We start from the raw sequence: 17,115 nt of genomic DNA on the forward strand, positions 1-17,115 counted from the left end.
GCACTGGATGAACCCCAGTCGGGTGCGAATGATTTAATTCAGTATGCTACATAGCAATCATTATCATTCAGCGTTTAAAAGAATCAGAAAACTTTATGTTATACAAAATGAGCTGAAGCAATAGAGTTTAGTTGTGATGGAATAGCTCTGTATGAATAATTATCAAAAGGTTTTAAACACACTCCAAACAGAATCTGCACCCATTCTTTATAAAATGAGAATGGGTGCAGATCTTAATACTTGTCGTAATGGTCTGCAGAAAATTCATGCCAGAGAAAAATTGCGTATCCACCACAGCCAGTTAAGATATAACGAATTTAAACCGTCCAGCTATTCGAAACAACTTCCGCCTGTTTGAGTATCAGTTCGACAGCATAAGGTGTTTTATCAGGTGGATACTTGTATTTACGCAACGTCTGGCGCACCAAAATACGCAATCGTGCACGCACACTTTCGCGTACCTGCCAATCTACGGTTGTAGATTTACGCAATTTAAGCGTCACCTCGATAGCCAGTTTCTTAAGGATATCATCACCAAGCTCACGCACAGCACTTTCGTTTTCTGACAGCGCATCATAGAACGCGATTTCATCCGGGTTCAGCCCCAAAGCTTCATCACGCGCCATCGCCTCTTGAAACTCTTTAGCCATCTGGATCAATTCTTCAATCACCTGTGCGGTCTGAATCGCACGGTTATTGTATTTGAGCAGAACCGCTTTCAGGCGGTCAGAGTATTTCTTCTGCTGCACCACGTTATTACCAGAACGGGCATGAATGCCGTCATTCAGCAGTTTTTCCAGCAGTTCTACCGCCAGATTGCGCTGTGGCATTTCCCGCACTTCTTCCAGGAACTCATCCGACAGCAGGCCGATATTGGGTTTATCCAGCCCGGCCAGCGCGAAGACATCCTCAACCCCAGTAGCAATAACCGCGTTATCAAGGATCTTACTCAGCAGAGAATTTTTTTCCGACTGGCTAAATTTTTCCTTGGGATCAAGCTTGATAAGCCCCACTCTGACTGCCGAGAGGAATGCGAATTCTTCCTGTAAGGGTTTCGCCTCATCCAAGGTATTACACAATGACCAAGCTTTACTCATCGCCAATGAAACATCGAGATAACGTTTTTTACCGTCATCCAGACCCAGAATGTAGTTCACCGCATCGCGCAAGAACACCAACGGATCGCGAGAAAAGCCCACGTAGCTAAAGCCTGGTTTTCCTGCCGAGGGTGCAAACATCCCGTGGATGATGTCGATTTTTTCCAACAGGACGGCAAAGGCTTCCCGGGCATCAACCGTGGTCTGCCCTTTTCCTTTTGAGTCGGTATAGGTTTTCAGCGCCTGCTTCAGCTCGTTCGCAATACCAATATAATCCACCACCAGCCCGCCGGGCTTATCCCGGAACACGCGGTTAACCCGCGCGATGGCCTGCATCAGGTTATGGCCGCGCATCGGCTTGTCGATATACATGGTGTGACAGCACGGCGCATCAAACCCGGTCAGCCACATATCGCGGACGATTACCAGCTTCAGCGGATCGTTCAAATCTTTAAAGCGGGCTTCAAGACGTTTTTTGGTCTGTTTGTTGTAGATGTGCGGCTGGAGAGGGTCTTTATCCGATGCCGAGCCGGTCATGATGACTTTGATTGCCCCTTGTTCGACATCTTCACTATGCCACTCCGGGCGAATTGCCACGATTGCCTTGTAGAACTTCACGCAGATATCGCGGCTCATGGCGACAATCATCGCCTTGCCATTCATGGCTGCGTTACGAGTTTCAAAGTGCTGAACCAAGTCAGCGGCAACTTGCTCAATACGCGGCTCAGAACCCACCAGCTTTTCCAGACGGCTCCAGTCACCTTTGGTTTTCTCTTGCTGGCCGGTCTCTTCATCTTCCACCAGCTCATCCACCTGACCGGAGAGCGTTTCCAGCTCCTCATGATTCAGGTCTAGTTTTGCCAGTCGGGATTCGTAGTAGATAGGCACCGTGGCGCCGTCATCAACCGCATCCTGAATGTCGTAAATAGAGACGTAATCACCGAACACGGCACGGGTATCTTTATCTTCAGACGCAATTGGCGTACCGGTAAAGCCCATAAAAGAGGCGTTCGGCAGCGCATCGCGCATGTGTTTGGCATAACCATATTTATAGACGCCAGTTTGTCTGTCCAGCGTGGCGCTCAAACCATATTGGCTGCGGTGCGCTTCATCGGAAATCACCACGATGTTGCTGCGTGCGTTAAGTGCAGGATGGCTCTGCTCATTGTCCAACGGCGCAAATTTCTGCACGGTAGTAAAAATAATACCGCCGGATTCACGGGCATTGAGCAGCTCGCGCAACTCGTCGCGGTCGTTGGCCTGTAACGGCGTTTGTTTCAGTAAATCTTGCGCTTGGCAGAAGGTGGCGTAGAGCTGCCCGTCGAGATCGTTACGGTCAGTCACTACCACGATGGTCGGGTTGTTCATCTCTGCCTGTTGCAGCAGTTTCCCGGCGTAACAGCACATGGAGATACTTTTACCGGAACCTTGAGTATGCCACACCACGCCCGCTTTTTTACTGCCGGGCTGGATGTTACTCCGTAATGGCAGATGTTTGCCGGTAGAGGCCACAATCGTTGCCGCAACCGCCTCACGCACCGCGTGGAACTGATGATAAGCAGCAATTTTCTTGATCAGCCGTTTACCGTCATTTTCGAACAACACAAAGAAACGAATGTAATCGAGCAGCAGTTCCCGGTTAAAGAAGCCCTGCACCACGGTTTTAAGCTGCCAGTCAAACTGCGGCTTGTCGTCTTCGTTAGCCACGGTTTTCCACGGCAGGAAGCGCTCTTCATCAGCGGTCAGCGAGCCGATACGCGCATTCTGCCCGTCGCTCACCACCAGCGCTTCGTTGCAGATAAATAGGTCGCTGAGTTCGTTTTTATAGGTCTGCAACTGGTTAAACGCAGCCCAGATATCGGCATTGGCATCAATCGGGCTTTTCAGCTCAATCACCGCCACCGGCAGGCCGTTGATATAGCCGATAATATCCGGGCGACGGATCTGTTTTATCCCCTGAATAGCCACCTGGTTCACGACCATAAAGCGGTTATTACCAGGATGGTTAAAATCCATCAGCAGCGCTTTATCGTGAACCGTCTTATCTTCGCGTTTGTACTCTACGGGCACACCGTCGAGTAGCAGGTGATGAAAGGCCTTATTGCTAACGACCAGATCCGGGCTTTCGGGACGGGTAATACTTAGTATCACCTCTTCCAGCACGGAAGCAGGGAGATGGGGGTTGATACTTTGTAGCTGCTCCAGCATCACTGGGCGCAAAAACACATCATGAAATGAGGCACGCAGCGGATTGTCGCCATCTGGCGCGATATCGGGCCCGTGCAGCACTTCCCAGTCCTGTTCAGCAAACCATTTCAGGCATTGCTGCTCTAAATCGTCTTCGCTCAGCATCAGGCTTCCTCTGTCTCAGGTTCTTCCGTTTCTTCCGGCGCGTTAGAAATATCTTTAAGCGCCATATTCAGTGGGGCGATAAAAGGCTCGAGCGCTTTCTCAAACGCCGTCAGGTTAACCAGCAGCCAGTCTATCATCGCTGGCCAGTTGCTCTCATCGAGGCTGGTAGCAGGCGTGGCAAAAGAGATACGGCACGATTTTTTGCCCGGCAACGGTTCCCACTTCATTCCATGACCAAACGACTTCTCTATTAGCGCTTTGTGTTCATAGAGCCAGTTAAACGCAAAGGTATTGCTCTCAGCCGAAGATTTGGCAATCCACAGCTCAACACGGATCTCTTTTTTGCTGAAAATCAGGTTATACGATACCGCGCTAATACCAGACCCGGCACTGAGCCAGTGGTCGGTCGAGGGGCTAATATTGTTGTACAACGTACACTGGCTGGCTTTGAGGCGTTCCAGCGCTTTGGTCCAGAAGGCCTTGCGCAGATAATGCCGGGTTTTCAGTTCGCCGCTGGTGGACTGCTCTTCCGCTTCTTTCTGTGCCATGCCAATCATGAAGGATTCGGCTTCAGGTGTGGGGATCACCTGGCGAATATCAACAAACACATCGTCGTTGAATTTGTAGGGCTTAACCTTAAAGCACTGCACCCGCAGGCCAAACTGCATCAGCCACAGCGCGGTGTTGGTCACTTCTTTGCGGAAGCTGGCCGCCACCATCATCACTCGCTGCGTGCGACTCTGATTGATTTGCACTTCATCCAGGCTTTCGCACTCCAGAAACTCCGCCATCACTTCCGCTGCTGGGCGGGTTTCTTCCGGTTCGTATTTGTCGAGATAGAGCTGGAAGATGTCAAGGATCTGATCTTTGCGCAGGTTGGCGCAGTAACCGGCATATTTAAGTGCCTGCCACACCACATCGCGCCCGGAGTCATCGAGCTTGTTTTCAATGATCACCAGATTGCGCTGCTTATCGATCGCCAGCAGGTCGAGGCGCTCTTTGGTGTCATCAAACCCAGCGAACTCTTTCTGGATAATCAGCAGTTCGTCGTCGTTATCGCGGGTCAATGCCTGCGGGTTCTTCGCCAGCCACTCCTGCAGGTGATAGCGCTCGGTATAACCGAGGCTGCTGAAAGACACCTCCTGCAGAGAGTGCAGGCTATTGGTCGGCGTATCGACTTTATACATTTTCCGCCTCGCTTACCGCCTGCTCGGCTTCCGGCAGGGTGATTTCGCCGGAGAGCAGTTTGGGGAGGAGGGTGTCGCGGAGTTGGGTTAACGTTTTATTCTGCGCATTGTTAATTTCAATGAATGAATAATATTCACCAACTGCTTTTGAGAAAGCGTTTGAAATTTTCTTTGCGGGATATACGCACTGCCAGCCCATTATCGCTTTTTTATCACCACGAGGCATTTTGACACCTTTAGAGGTCAGCATCATGAAATTAAAGAAAGCCTCTTGATAAAGGAGGTTATAAACATATTCTACAGTGACTGCGTCTAGCGCTTCAAAAGCTAGCACATCCGCTGAACGTCCCCCGTTGAAACGAGCCAACCAAATTTTCTTAAAATAAGGACGAATATTGGAAATTAGAACGTGCCCACATCTAAATTCAGGAACACTATTTACTGAGGGCAGTGAAGAGGCTGTAGAAATACCAGCGCGATTTTCCAGCATATTCTCAGTTGAAATATACGTTTCAGGTGTCAGAGAACAAACATCGACTTTACCATTGGCAAAAGTAGCAATGTTGCTCAATGGCCCATGATGCCATCCCTCAGGAATCTCCCCCAACTCACTATCCTGCATCTCAGACGGAAACAGTTCTGCCGTAGCTTTTAACTCGGCATATTGCTCAGGGTGCTCACGCTCAAAAACCGCCAGAGCATCAGCATCTTTCCCGGAAATCGCCGTCATGGCTGCAAGCGTCGCGTCTTCCTGAGTACCACCTGCTTCCAGCACTGTGATTTTTGCTTTTACAGGTTCAAAATCGACAAACCAGCTTTTGAAAAGGGCTTGCGCCATTTGCTCGAGGGTTTGGTTTATTTGCCAATTAAGGTCAATTTTCTTATCCAAATCCCCAAGAATAATAGCTATTTTTTCTTGTGTTTTTAACGGTGGTAAAGATAATTCAATAGATTTTAGAGATGACAATGGCTGTCCGATGCCTGGCGTACCAACTTGAGATGCATTTTTGAGCAACTCATGACGACCAACATTACTTTTAAAAAAATAGTATATAAATCTGGGGCATGCCTTATGAGGATCGCATGTTAACTTCATCAAGCTACTGGAAAGAACGTATCGTTGATCATTTTCTACAATTCCAACTTCACCTATAGAGCCCCTGTGAGGAAATACGATGTCATTTTTATAAACATTACATGAAGCCAATTCGTCGGCTTTATCTTCTGTAATGTATACAAAGTCATTTATAAAATTAGATGTTGGGCCGAGGTTCGTTCCTCGTATGACTGGAATACCAGATTCGACATAACAATCACTTTTCATTCTTGAACCAAAGGGGCCAATAGTTATCGCATTTTTCACATCAGCTTTAATGTTATCTATCTGTACAACAGGCCACTCAGAACTCATAACCCAGCCCCCCCAGATTTACTTTAATTTGCACTTCCAGTTTTTCGCTCTCTTCCAGTTGGTTTTTCAGCTGTGCGGTCAGTCGTAACAGTTTATCGGTAAACGGCTCATCATCTGCTTCCTGCTCAGCAGCACCCACATAGCGCCCTGGGGTTAAAACAAAGTCATTTTTCTGAATATCTTCAAGCGTTGCAGAGAAGCAAAAACCAGCTTCATCTGCGTAATCTTTATCCGCCTGCCAGGCGTGGAAGGTATTAGCAATTGTGGCAATGTCCTCGCGGGTAAAATCACGCAGTACGCGGTCTCTCATAAAACCAATCTGGCGAGCATCAATAAACAGCACTTCGCCTTTGCGATGCGCTTTATCGTTGCCGCTTGTTTTGTCTTTGGTCAGGAACCAAATACAGGCCGGGATTTGGGTGTTGGTAAACAGCTGTCCTGGCAGCGCCACCATACATTCTACCAGGTCGGCTTCGATCAGGTTACGACGGATTTCACCTTCGTTGTTGGTATTGGAACTCATTGAGCCGTTGGCCAGCAGCAGTGCCATCGAGCCTTTCGGCGCAAGGTGGTGGATCATATGCTGCATCCACGCAAAGTTGGCGTTGCCCTGCGGTGGCGTGCCGTATTTCCAGCGCACGTCGTTTTCCAGTTTCGCGCTCCACCACTCCTTCATGTTGAATGGCGGGTTAGCCATTACGAAATCGGCACGTAGATCTGGATGCTGATCGTCCAGCAGGGTATCAGCGTTTTTGCCACCGAAATTAAAGTCAATGCCGCGAATGGCCATATTCATCGCCGCCAGCTTCCAGGTGGTTGGGTTTGACTCTTGACCATAGACAGAGATATTGCGCTTCTGCTCAGCTGCGTTGTATTTCTTCTCACCTGCGTGTTCTTCAATAAAGCGGTCGCTGGAGACGAAGAACCCGCCAGAACCCATTGCCGGGTCATACACGCGCCCGTTGTAGGGCTGCAGCATTTCGACAATCAGGGTCACGATACTTTTAGGTGTATAGTACTGACCACCCTGCTTGCCTTCCGCCAGGGCAAACTGACCAAGGAAATATTCGTAGACGTGACCAAGAATATCTTTGCTCTTTAAGCTAAGTTTCTTACCGTTGTATTCTGGATTGCTGAAGTTAGCGTCCGAGAAGGTGTTAATCAGCTCGGTCAGCACCTCGTTACTCAGTTGGTACTGGCTGATGCGGTTCAGAATACCTTTCAGTTTTGCGTTGGTTTTTTCAATTTCATCCAGTGCGTTATCTACCAGCCAGGAAACAGAACGCAGTTTTACGTCCTGTCCGGTGGCTTCATCCACCCACAGCACTGTGCCGGTCGGCAGCATGGCTTTGTTTTTCAGTGTTTCCCAACGTGCGGCTTTAGGAACCCAGAAAACATTCTTCTCGGTGTAAAAGTCTTCGACCTCAAGCTCTTCCTGAATTGCCTGGGCGTATTCTTCGTCTGAATCATAGTCATCGCGAGACATGGCATAAATGTTGTCAGGATTGCCGACGTCACGAAACAGAGTGATTAGCTCCTGCTGACGGGCATCAAAGGCATCAGAAACGTACTTCAGGAAGATGAGCCCTAGCACAACATGCTTGTAGTTAGCGGCATCCATGTTGGCGCGCAGTTTGTCAGCGGCTTTCCAGAATTTGTTATCCAGCTCATTAAGAAACTGTTGTTCAGCGTTGTTCATCAAAATCCTCGGGGGTAGATCGCGGCGAAAAAGCAGCCATGTCTGATCGCAGATTCGGTTTTGGGATGCATTTCGCAAAATGATACCCGGTACGTCAATGATTACAAACATTGGAGCATAAAGAAGTTTGCATTTAACGGGTAAAAAGGAGGAAACTGGACAACCGCTTTACTCGTTGCTCTGCTTTGTATCGTTCCTCCCTTGAACGTTTTGTGTCACACAGGGACAACGTAGAGACACAATGACAACCATTGCAGCTTATTTTTTATTTGATTCAGAAAGTTGTCTTTGGTGTATTTAACAATGGATTAATTTTTATACGGGTAAATCAATGTCCTGGCTTAATTCTATTTTAGCTGTTCTTACTTCTGTGGAACCCCATAAAGTGCCAGTCACTGTTATTAGTTTGGTGAGTTTTGCAGTCATTTGCTTTTTTTTCTTTTATTTAATCAGAGCTATCAGAATTATATTTGGCTTAAGAAACCACACTCAATCCATCATCTCCATCAAAGAAAACCAGCCAGAATCTCAGCTTGAGCATCTGCAGAAACTGTTTCATCGGCCTGAACTAAAACATGCCTGGAGTGAATTCGGGGAGTCTTTGCACCAACAGCGCGAACTGGAGAATGGAGAAGAAAAAATCGTTCGCGTTCGTGCTACAGCCCCAAGCGCTAGCTTTTTCTCGGAACAACAACTGGTTGATATTCCACTGAACACGGAATTCTTCAAGCACCTTCCTGGTATTCTGACTGGCGTGGGAATTATCGGCACCTTCTATGGCCTGATGATCGGCCTCAGTCACTTTGATCCTAGCACCCCAGAACAAGTCACCAGCAGCGTCAATAACCTACTGCACGATGTGCTATACGCTTTTCTGGGATCAGCTGTCGCTATTTTCGCCTCAATTCTGGTTACCTGGCTAGAAAAGCTGTCCATCGCTAAATGCTACAAATATCTGGAAAAATTCACGGCCGCCCTGGATTCTCTCTACGACAGTGGCGTGGGCGAGGAGTATCTCGCCTCGTTAGTGAAATCCAGTAATGAAAGTGCGACCCAAGCACGCCATCTAAAAGAGAGTCTGGTTACCGACTTACGCGATATGTTGCTGCATCTGGCCGAAAGTCAAAAAGTGGAAAACGAACGCCTGGCAGCCACACTTAGCACCACCTATCGCGAATCCGGGCAACAGTTTGCTGAGCATGTAAGCAGTGCAATTGAAAACAGTCTAAAGTCACCGCTAGATAAAATTGCTGGTGCCGTGCAGACCGCAAGTGGCGATCAAAGCGGTATGGTGCAGAACATGCTACAGGATGTTCTGACAGCGTTTATGGCTAAGCTTGATACAACATTTGGTCAACAGTTTACTAATCTCAACGAAATGATGGGGCAAACCGTTGGCGCCATTCAGACTATGCAAACTGGTTTTGCCACTTTATTACAAGACATGCGCCAGGTGAGTGATGATTCCCGTCAGGGTAGCGCCCAACTTATTGAGCAATTGTTATCAGAGATGAAGACAGGTCAGCAAGCTATGCAGTCTGGCATGAATGATATGCTCACCAGCCTGCAGGCCTCTGTAGCCAGAATTGGCGCTGAAGGTGAAGGGGCCGGTGAGCGTATGGCCCAACAACTGGAGAAAATGTTCGCTGATAGCGAAGCGCGAGAAAAGGCACAAGCAGAGCATATGGCCGCCTTTATAGAAGCCATTCAAAACTCTTTACAACAAGGGCAAAGTGCCACAATGGAAAAGATGGCAACCTCGGTTGAGACGCTTGGTGAACAGTTGGGTAGCCTTTTTGGGCTGTTCGATAAGGGCCAGCAGCAAATTTCAGCAACTCAGCAGGCGAACCAGCAGTCTCTTCATGAGCAGACACAGCGTGTAATGAGTGAGGTTGACGATCAGATTAAACAGCTGATTGAAACTGTTGCTAGCCAACATCTAGGGACAACTGAAACACTTCGCCAGCTTGCAGAACAAAACAATCGACAGATTCAGGACATGCAAAACGGCGCTGACAAAATGCGCCAGGCAGCTGAACGTTTTGAACATGCAGGAGATCGGGTCTCGGAAGCCAATCACCTTACCGCTGATGTGCTTAATAAAGCACAATCCGCAGGTTCATCCCTCTCCCTTGCCACCAGCGAACTCTCATCCATAGTGGCTGATTATCGTAACAATCGAGAGGCTGTCGGCAAATCCATTGCCATGCTGGAGCTTCTGGCCACAAATACTCAGTCAGAACAAACAACACGTAGTCAATTTATTGCCGATCTTAAACAGCATGGCGAGCGCCTGCAGAGTTATAACCGTGAAGCACAGACGTTCATGGAAAATGTCAGTAGCGTGCTTGGAAAAGGATTTGAGGACTTCTCAGACGGGGTTTCTCGCAGTCTGGATAAAACGCTGGGCAAACTTGATGTCGAATTGGCGAAAGCCTCAAATCTGCTCGCCAGTTCTGTAGAACAAATCGGTGAAAGTGTGAGTGAGCTGGATGATGTCCTTTCACGCGTTAGAGCCTAAGGAATAACGGCTGATGTTTGAAAATGCATTTGGCATTAAGAAACGCCGCGGCGATGAAGCAGAGAAACCGTTCTGGATCTCATATGCCGACCTAATGACGGCCATGATGGTCCTGTTTCTGGTCGTCATGGTCGCTTCGTTAAGCTCAGTTACACAGCGGATTCAACGCGCCGAGCAAGGTGAAAAAACAAGAGGGCAGGATATATCCAGACTCTGTGAGCGCCTCGAGCTACATGCCCGTGATGTTAACAAAAGCATTGTGGTGGATTGCCATGATAACCGAATCAGTTTTGGTGAAGCCGGGCGTTTCGATCACAACCGTTTTTTCCTGAATGCTGAAGGGCAAAAAGCACTGCAGGATGTTGTTCCGCTGGTGCTTGATGCTGCCGACAGTGAAGAAGGTAAGAAGTGGTTTAAGCAAATTGTCATTGAAGGGTTTACCGATACTGACGGCTCATATCTGTATAACCTACATCTCTCTCTACAAAGATCTGAATGGGTAATGTGTAGTTTGCTCGATAGCCGCAGTTCGCTGCAAAAAAGTATTACTGCAGAACAACAGATCCAAATACGTAAACTCTTCCTGGCGGGTGGCGTCTCCTTCAATAATGCTAAGGAAAGTAAAGAAGCTAGCCGACGCGTCGAGTTACGTATGCAGTTTTTCGGGCTAAAAGATAAGCGTGATAAAGCCGATGAGGTGGATTTTACCCCTGTCGTCAATAAAGAAGTCTGTCAGTTGGTAATGCCTCAATGACGCCAGCCCTGGATTCTCTTTCTCAGCGCATTGCTGCGAGACTCTTTTCCAATCAAAGGGAAGAAAATTATCTGCATAATGATTTCCAAACGTTGGCTTCCGCTGCCTTCGATATGGAAAAACGGTTTGATAAAGCAGAAAAAATCCCCTCACCACCACAAGAAATGCGGTTGGAGGCTCTACGTCGCCTTCGTCTTGCAAAAGAACTCACGGAGCGAGAATGGCGGATGGTATTTTATGGTCTTGCCGATAACGATCCGTTATATCCAGACCGACCAATCTTGCTTGAGGATGACGTATTTTTTCCTGAGGTAGACAACGCTATTAAGAAGCGGCTTGAATCTAAGGAATTGAAACGAAAGGATTGGGCAGCGCTTTGTTCAAGTTACTTTGCATATCAGCATGAATCTCCTGAGGCAAATCCACATTGGTGCGTACTACGTAGGCACATCGCCCAGGGCTACTCTGTGGTGAAAGCCGCTATCCGCAGAGAAAAGTCGTGGATGAAAACCATTGAGTTTTATCACGATATTTTTACACCGCAAGCGGGCGGCATGATATCCCAACAGCTACTTTCCGGTGAGAATAACTCTCTATCATCACTGGAAAAAATCGCGCAAATCCCCGATAGCAGCTGGTTATGGAAGCGTATTTTCACGGTGTTGTTGGCACAACTCGATACGCTTGACGATCAACAATTCCTGGAGAAAATTAGTTGGTTGTTAGGTCTGGCTGCGCAGTGGCTACGTTTTCGCGACGACATTATGACCGCAACGCTGACGCGCTATTACCATTCCACTTATCGCGATCAGGCTCATACAGCACTGAAACAGGCCGCACTGGAATACTGGGATAACCCGCAGCTAAAAAGCCAGCAGAATAAGTGGCATCAATATGTTTCTGAACCCGTTGCAGCCATGGTGCGGGGCTGGCTAGCAAAACAAGACCTGATGCACTTCTTCGAACTGCTTCGCGGCAATGGCGATGTTGACCAGGCAAGGTTGCACTACTGGCTGCGTTTCGCCAATCAGATGGGATTCACTCGTATCGTGATGGGGCCAGATGCCTGGCACGATCGTGGTAGCGACTTTATGAAATTCCGCGAGGAGAATCGTGGACGGCTGAGTCATTTGCGTGGTGGACGTAGCTTTGATAACGCCATGATCATGCAGATTAACGATTACATTTTCGTGGAGTTTTCCGGGACAGGGAACGCAATGTACGCTTATCGAGTAGGTCAGGCGCCGTTCAATCCAGAGACAAGTTCATTAGATATTAATATCCATTTAAAAGATAAATACCGTAATGTTCTTCGACTGCCGCATACCCCTCGGGCTGAGGGCTATAACAAGGTCCGTATTACCGGCTGGATGTTGAAATACGACGATGAGCTGCGCAAGCTGGGTATCCGTTGGATGGCTGAAGAACCCATCAAGTTTGTAGACAAGAAAGCTCCCTCTCCCGTCTCTGTATCTGATGTTATGATCATCAACCCATTGAGAGATACAGCCATACAGCGTCTGGTTGAAAACACCTCTTGCGTCGTCAGCGATAACCGGCAAAAAGGTGGTGTGCTGTCTGTTCAGCTCAAGTCACCGCATGACACAACGGAAAGAGAGTTGCTCCGACTCGGTTTCGCCCCCGTCACTAAAGAACCACATCGCTACTGGATCAAATAATGCTCAAACGTCTGTTAAGTAAACTGACGGGAAACCGTCAGCAGATAGAACGTCATCTGAAGAATAAGTACCAAGTCGAAGACAGCGGCCTTAGTTTTCCACAATCGTTGGTTGATGTGCCGGAGCTTTGGGCTCTGGCATCCTGGCTTGAGCAATTGGTTGAAGAAGACTATCTGATATCACTCACAGACCGATGGTTGCTGAGCTGGGACGCGTTGTACCGCCTGCTGGAAGATGAAGAGCATGCCAGTAGCCTGCCTCTGATTGGCGTCCCTAAGGTTTTGCCATTACGCGCAAGTTTAAGTTCGCGAGGGGCATTAAGCGACAGTGATTTTCGCGTCTGGATTGCTGAATGGGCCACGCTCCCGGTCCGTCACCTCATACGTTTAAACCGCACTGGTGCTATTTTTAACCATGAAAACCAGCAGCATTTATTATCGCGAGAAAACTGGGCACTCAAGCAGTCGGTTGAGCAACTCAGTGCACAGCAATCACAATCTCCCAGCGAAACGACTAACCAGTTGGGATGGGCTGCTGTCCGTAAATGTGCGAAACAAGCCGCTGCAAAATTTGATGATTATTTAGAAAAAACACACGTCATCAAACCGACCTCATTATCGTTACGCCTGCGAAAAGCAACGATTGCTGATACTGCCGTGATAGAGATTGAGCCTCACTTCGATGATCAGCCTGCCAACTGGCTTGGCAGTTTTGACAAAAACGCTCAGGTTCATGATAGCTATCGCATCCCCGGAGAAAATGGCGAGCTCAGCCATGTCATCATTCCTCCCGAGGTGAAAGAGGTTCTCAATTCAATTCATTCCATTCCAGGCCGCCGAGTAGCCGGAAGCGAAGCTCTGTCATTTGTTCGCAACCCCTACACATTCCTGGGTGAAGATGCCGCTAGCGTGATTGCCCCTGAAGAGCATGAACAGGCACTATTTGATGCCCATATTTTCTTCCATCACTTTAGGCTCCAGCCCCGTCTAAATGATGAGAACAAGATAGAGGATATTACGTTGGTTCTGGAGCCCGTCTCGCCAGTACCACAACCGGAAGTCACCTTCCTCATTACCGCCCCTTGGGAGCTGGATAAATTTATTCAGGCATTGGGAATCAGTGTTGCGGCACAAATGCCTGCAGGCTCCTGGCAGGGTTACGAGCTGGAACTGAGCCAATTCACCGAACAGCAATGGCATGATTGCCAGTCACTATTATCTCGCTGGCAGCAGGAAATCGAAGGTAAAGAATTCGATGATGTCCTTGATATCGGTAAATATGGCGATCGTGTTATCGGTATTGGCGAGTTCGAAAAAATATCATCTCCCTGGCTGACCAAAGCGCAAAGTGAAAATTGGCTCCCCGATGACATCGATTTCTCTGCATTTTCGGTCGAAACACTGGATGGCTGGCAGCCTGAAAACCTGCACCATCTCGATGAACTGCAGGAAAGAATCACTCAGGCAGAAGCGGCTGGTGAATCACATATCATCTCCCCCTGGAATGACGCTGAATTACCACTGGATACGGCTAAAACCTTCTGTAAGAACTGGGAAAAACAGCAAAACACGGCAAATGAATCGCAGGGCAATGTTGATGCTAAAGCGGCTCGGGCCGTCCTTAAAATTGAACAGAATATTGAAAAAGCGGCCTACATCAAACAGCGCCGGAATTCGCTCCTCAATGCTCGTCATGCCGAGCCTGAAATTCCCCTTAGTCTGAAAGAACATATCCGGCTCAAAGATCATCAGCGGGAAGGTGTTGCGTGGCTCCAGCAGCTCTTCCTTCTTTCACCACAGGAAACGGCAGGTTGCTTACTGGCGGATGATATGGGGCTGGGGAAAACGCTGCAAATCCTGAGTTTCCTGGTATGGTTCATCGAAAAATTCCCAGATGAGCCACCCAGCCTCATCGTTGCCCCTGTTTCTCTTCTGGATAACTGGGAACGTGAGCTGGATAACTTCTTCCATACCACAGGATTACCGGTATTGAAATTGTATGGTGAGACTATTAAAGCGGTGAAATATCCCAAACAAGCCATCCCTGCACATCTGCAGTCTCAGGGCATTAAAAACCTGCTTAAACCGGGCTGGCAAGGTGAAGCAAAAATCATTCTCACAACATACGAAACGCTACGAGATCAAGAATTTTCTCTAGCGCGGCAACCTTGGTCCATTATGGTTTGCGATGAAGCGCAAAAAATAAAAAACCCAGCAGCGTTAATCACACATGCTGCCAACGCTATACAAGCCAGATTTAAAGTTGCATGCACCGGTACACCGGTAGAGAACACACTTGTAGATTTGTGGAGCTTATTCGATTTCGCTCAACCAGGATTGCTAGGAGCACTCAATGAGTTCGGTAAGCATTATGTTCGCCCAATTGAGAATGAATTAGGCCGCGATACTGCTCGTCTTGATAACCTGCGAGCTCTTATCGAACCCCAAACTTTGCGTCGAACCAAAGAAGAAGTTGCGCGTGATTTACCAAAAAAAATTGAAGTGGCAGAGTGTAAACATCTGCCTCTCTCAAGCGCCCAAAAACAGTTGTACCTTTCATCTATTGCAAGTTGGCAGCAACAACAAGCACTAAGCGAAGGCATGCAGCAGGCCGGAACAGGTATGTTGGGATTATTACACAAGCTGAAACTCATTTGTGCGCATCCTGCTGTGGTGGTTCCAGATCTCCGTTCCAAGGGGGAATCACCAAAATTGAACTGGATGATCAAGAAACTAGAAGAAATTAAACATACTAGTAAAGATAAGGTGATTATTTTTACTGAACTTCGTGACTTGCAGCGCGAACTTCAACACGCCATAAATCAAAAATTTGGTTTCCGCCCTGTAATAATAAATGGTGATACCAGCACCAAAAATCATAGTCAAAACAGCCGCCAACGTCTGATTGATGATTTTCAGGCACAGCCAGGATTTGGGGTGATTATTCTCTCAACTGTTGCAGTCGGATTTGGTGTTAATGTCCAGAAGGCAAATCATGTTATTCATTTTACGCGCTGCTGGAATCCAGCCAAAGAAGACCAGGCTACAGATAGGGCGTATCGAATAGGGCAAACAAAAGATGTGTACGTCTATTATCCGACCGTGAGGGACGGTGAAATTACAACCTTTGAAGAAACGCTTGATGATCTTCTTCAACGTCGACGTTCGTTAGCTAGAGATATGCTTTGCTCTACACCTGATTTGAGTACTACAGATTTTGGGGAAATTTTAAAGGGCGTGTGAGCTTTTAAAGTATGGTTGTTAAATTTCATCTCGCTCATCTTAAATCTAAAAATCAGGATAGACACATTGCGGAAATGAAATTTGTTAAGATGATAATTTGGTCTTCTGAATTGACTCTCACCATATTCTTTTCGAGTCAATCCAAACGGAAATGCCTCAACTTTGGTTAAATATTGCGTACTGCTTTCCAGATTTATCTTTCTTAAATTCTGTTCATTTTCTGAAATCGCATAATGTCCCTGCCATTACCGGCAGGGATTTTTTATGGGGTTTTGCAATGCGCATTGAGCCAGAAGTGATTACTGAGCATAACGAGTTGGTTAACTCAACCAACATCAAGTTCATCATAAACGGACGCGATGAAGCTCTGATACAAATTAAGCAATTGATTCAGAAACTTAATACCATTTCTCAATTAACTGCAGGGATCGGTGGCGGCTGTGCCGCTGAATGGGCAATGAAGTCAGGACCTCAGTATGATTGCTGGCTGATGGAAAATATTGAGATAGCGATGCCAGTGATCACCCGAAATATCGACCGCAGCGTGTGGCAAGACCTGATGCTGAAATTCGGCATGCTAGCTCTGATGGACGCGCAGGCTCGTTCTCAATGGTATCAGAATCTAGAAGATGGCGATTTTCCTGCTATCTGTGAGGAGAATATTCTCAGCACTTTTGAACAGTTGCATAAGAGCACAACCGATATGATTGAGCGTGGGATTATCAATGTATTCAAGGGGCTGTCATGGGATTATAAAACCAACTGCCCGTGCTTTTTTGGTAAGAAAATCATTATGAAAAGCTTGGTAACACACAACCGCTGGGGCTACAGCCTAACGAGTAGATTTCGTCTAGACCAATTTGCAGATTTGGAACGGATGTTGTTTTCGCTTGATAGCAAAACGATATCCGATACACATGGCGATATTTCGATGCGTCTGATGGAGCATATCCGCGATAATCCCGACAAGGATGTTTACGATGATGCCTACTTCACAATTCGCTACTTTAAGAAAGGTACTGCACACCTGACGTTTAAGAGGCCTGAGCTAGTAGATAGGATGAACGACATCATTGCTAAGCACTATCCGGGGATGCTTGCAGCAGCGCGTTAGGATGGATTTAAGTTGATCAAACTTAACTTATACCAGCCGTTACAGAGACGTTTGATTTT

General features: G+C 47.5%; 9 protein-coding genes. 5 read left to right on the top strand and 4 right to left on the bottom strand.

Going from position 1 to position 17,115, the window contains the following annotated elements:
• Positions 1 to 317: 317 nt before the first annotated feature.
• Genes QMZ65_RS09125 through QMZ65_RS09140 form a run of 4 tightly spaced genes read right to left on the bottom strand, consistent with a single transcriptional unit; the run spans position 318 to position 7,746 of the window.
• Complete coding sequence (locus tag QMZ65_RS09125) at positions 318 to 3,449, bottom strand: type I restriction endonuclease subunit R (protein ID WP_211728072.1); 3,132 nt, start codon at positions 3,447 to 3,449, stop codon at positions 318 to 320.
• The gene (locus tag QMZ65_RS09130) at positions 3,449 to 4,636 is read right to left on the bottom strand and encodes a DUF4268 domain-containing protein (RefSeq protein WP_211728071.1); all 1,188 of its coding nucleotides are present in this window, start codon (positions 4,634 to 4,636) and stop codon (positions 3,449 to 3,451) included. Before QMZ65_RS09130 ends, QMZ65_RS09125 begins: the two co-directional genes overlap by 1 nt.
• On the bottom strand, positions 4,629 to 6,047 hold the full coding sequence (locus tag QMZ65_RS09135) for a restriction endonuclease subunit S (protein WP_249221614.1): 1,419 nt from the start codon (positions 6,045 to 6,047) through the stop codon (positions 4,629 to 4,631). Before QMZ65_RS09135 ends, QMZ65_RS09130 begins: the two co-directional genes overlap by 8 nt.
• Positions 6,037 to 7,746 carry a class I SAM-dependent DNA methyltransferase gene (locus tag QMZ65_RS09140; protein WP_211728070.1) on the bottom strand — a complete coding sequence of 570 codons (1,710 nt, stop codon included), beginning with the start codon at positions 7,744 to 7,746 and terminating at the stop codon, positions 6,037 to 6,039. Before QMZ65_RS09140 ends, QMZ65_RS09135 begins: the two co-directional genes overlap by 11 nt.
• 331 nt (positions 7,747 to 8,077) lie before the next feature.
• Here QMZ65_RS09140 and zorA1 point away from each other — a divergent pair, with 331 nt between their 5' ends.
• The 5 genes from zorA1 to QMZ65_RS09165 all read left to right on the top strand — a co-directional run bounded on the left by zorA1 (position 8,078) and on the right by QMZ65_RS09165 (position 17,056).
• Positions 8,078 to 10,267 (top strand): type I Zorya anti-phage system protein ZorA1, encoded by a 2,190-nt coding sequence (zorA1, locus tag QMZ65_RS09145; RefSeq protein ID WP_211728069.1) that lies wholly within the window; start codon positions 8,078 to 8,080, stop codon positions 10,265 to 10,267.
• 13 nt (positions 10,268 to 10,280) lie between these two features.
• On the top strand, positions 10,281 to 11,021 hold the full coding sequence (gene zorB1, locus QMZ65_RS09150; RefSeq protein WP_211728068.1) for a type I Zorya anti-phage system protein ZorB1: 741 nt from the start codon (positions 10,281 to 10,283) through the stop codon (positions 11,019 to 11,021).
• A complete protein-coding gene (gene zorC, locus QMZ65_RS09155; protein WP_211728067.1) occupies positions 11,018 to 12,700 on the top strand; it encodes a type I Zorya anti-phage system protein ZorC in 1,683 nt (560 codons plus the stop codon). The genes zorB1 and zorC overlap by 4 nt, the downstream gene beginning before the upstream one ends.
• Positions 12,700 to 15,942: a type I Zorya anti-phage system protein ZorD gene (gene zorD / locus QMZ65_RS09160; RefSeq protein WP_211728066.1), complete on the top strand. Its 3,243-nt coding sequence runs from the start codon at positions 12,700 to 12,702 to the stop codon at positions 15,940 to 15,942. The genes zorC and zorD overlap by 1 nt, the downstream gene beginning before the upstream one ends.
• Positions 15,943 to 16,219: 277 nt before the next feature.
• Positions 16,220 to 17,056 carry a DUF4942 domain-containing protein gene (locus QMZ65_RS09165; RefSeq protein ID WP_211728198.1) on the top strand — a complete coding sequence of 279 codons (837 nt, stop codon included), beginning with the start codon at positions 16,220 to 16,222 and terminating at the stop codon, positions 17,054 to 17,056.
• Positions 17,057 to 17,115: the final 59 nt, after the last annotated feature.

This window comes from Pantoea sp. EABMAA-21 (assembly GCF_030053335.1).
GTDB classification, from domain to species: Bacteria; Pseudomonadota; Gammaproteobacteria; order Enterobacterales; family Enterobacteriaceae; genus Pantoea; species Pantoea communis.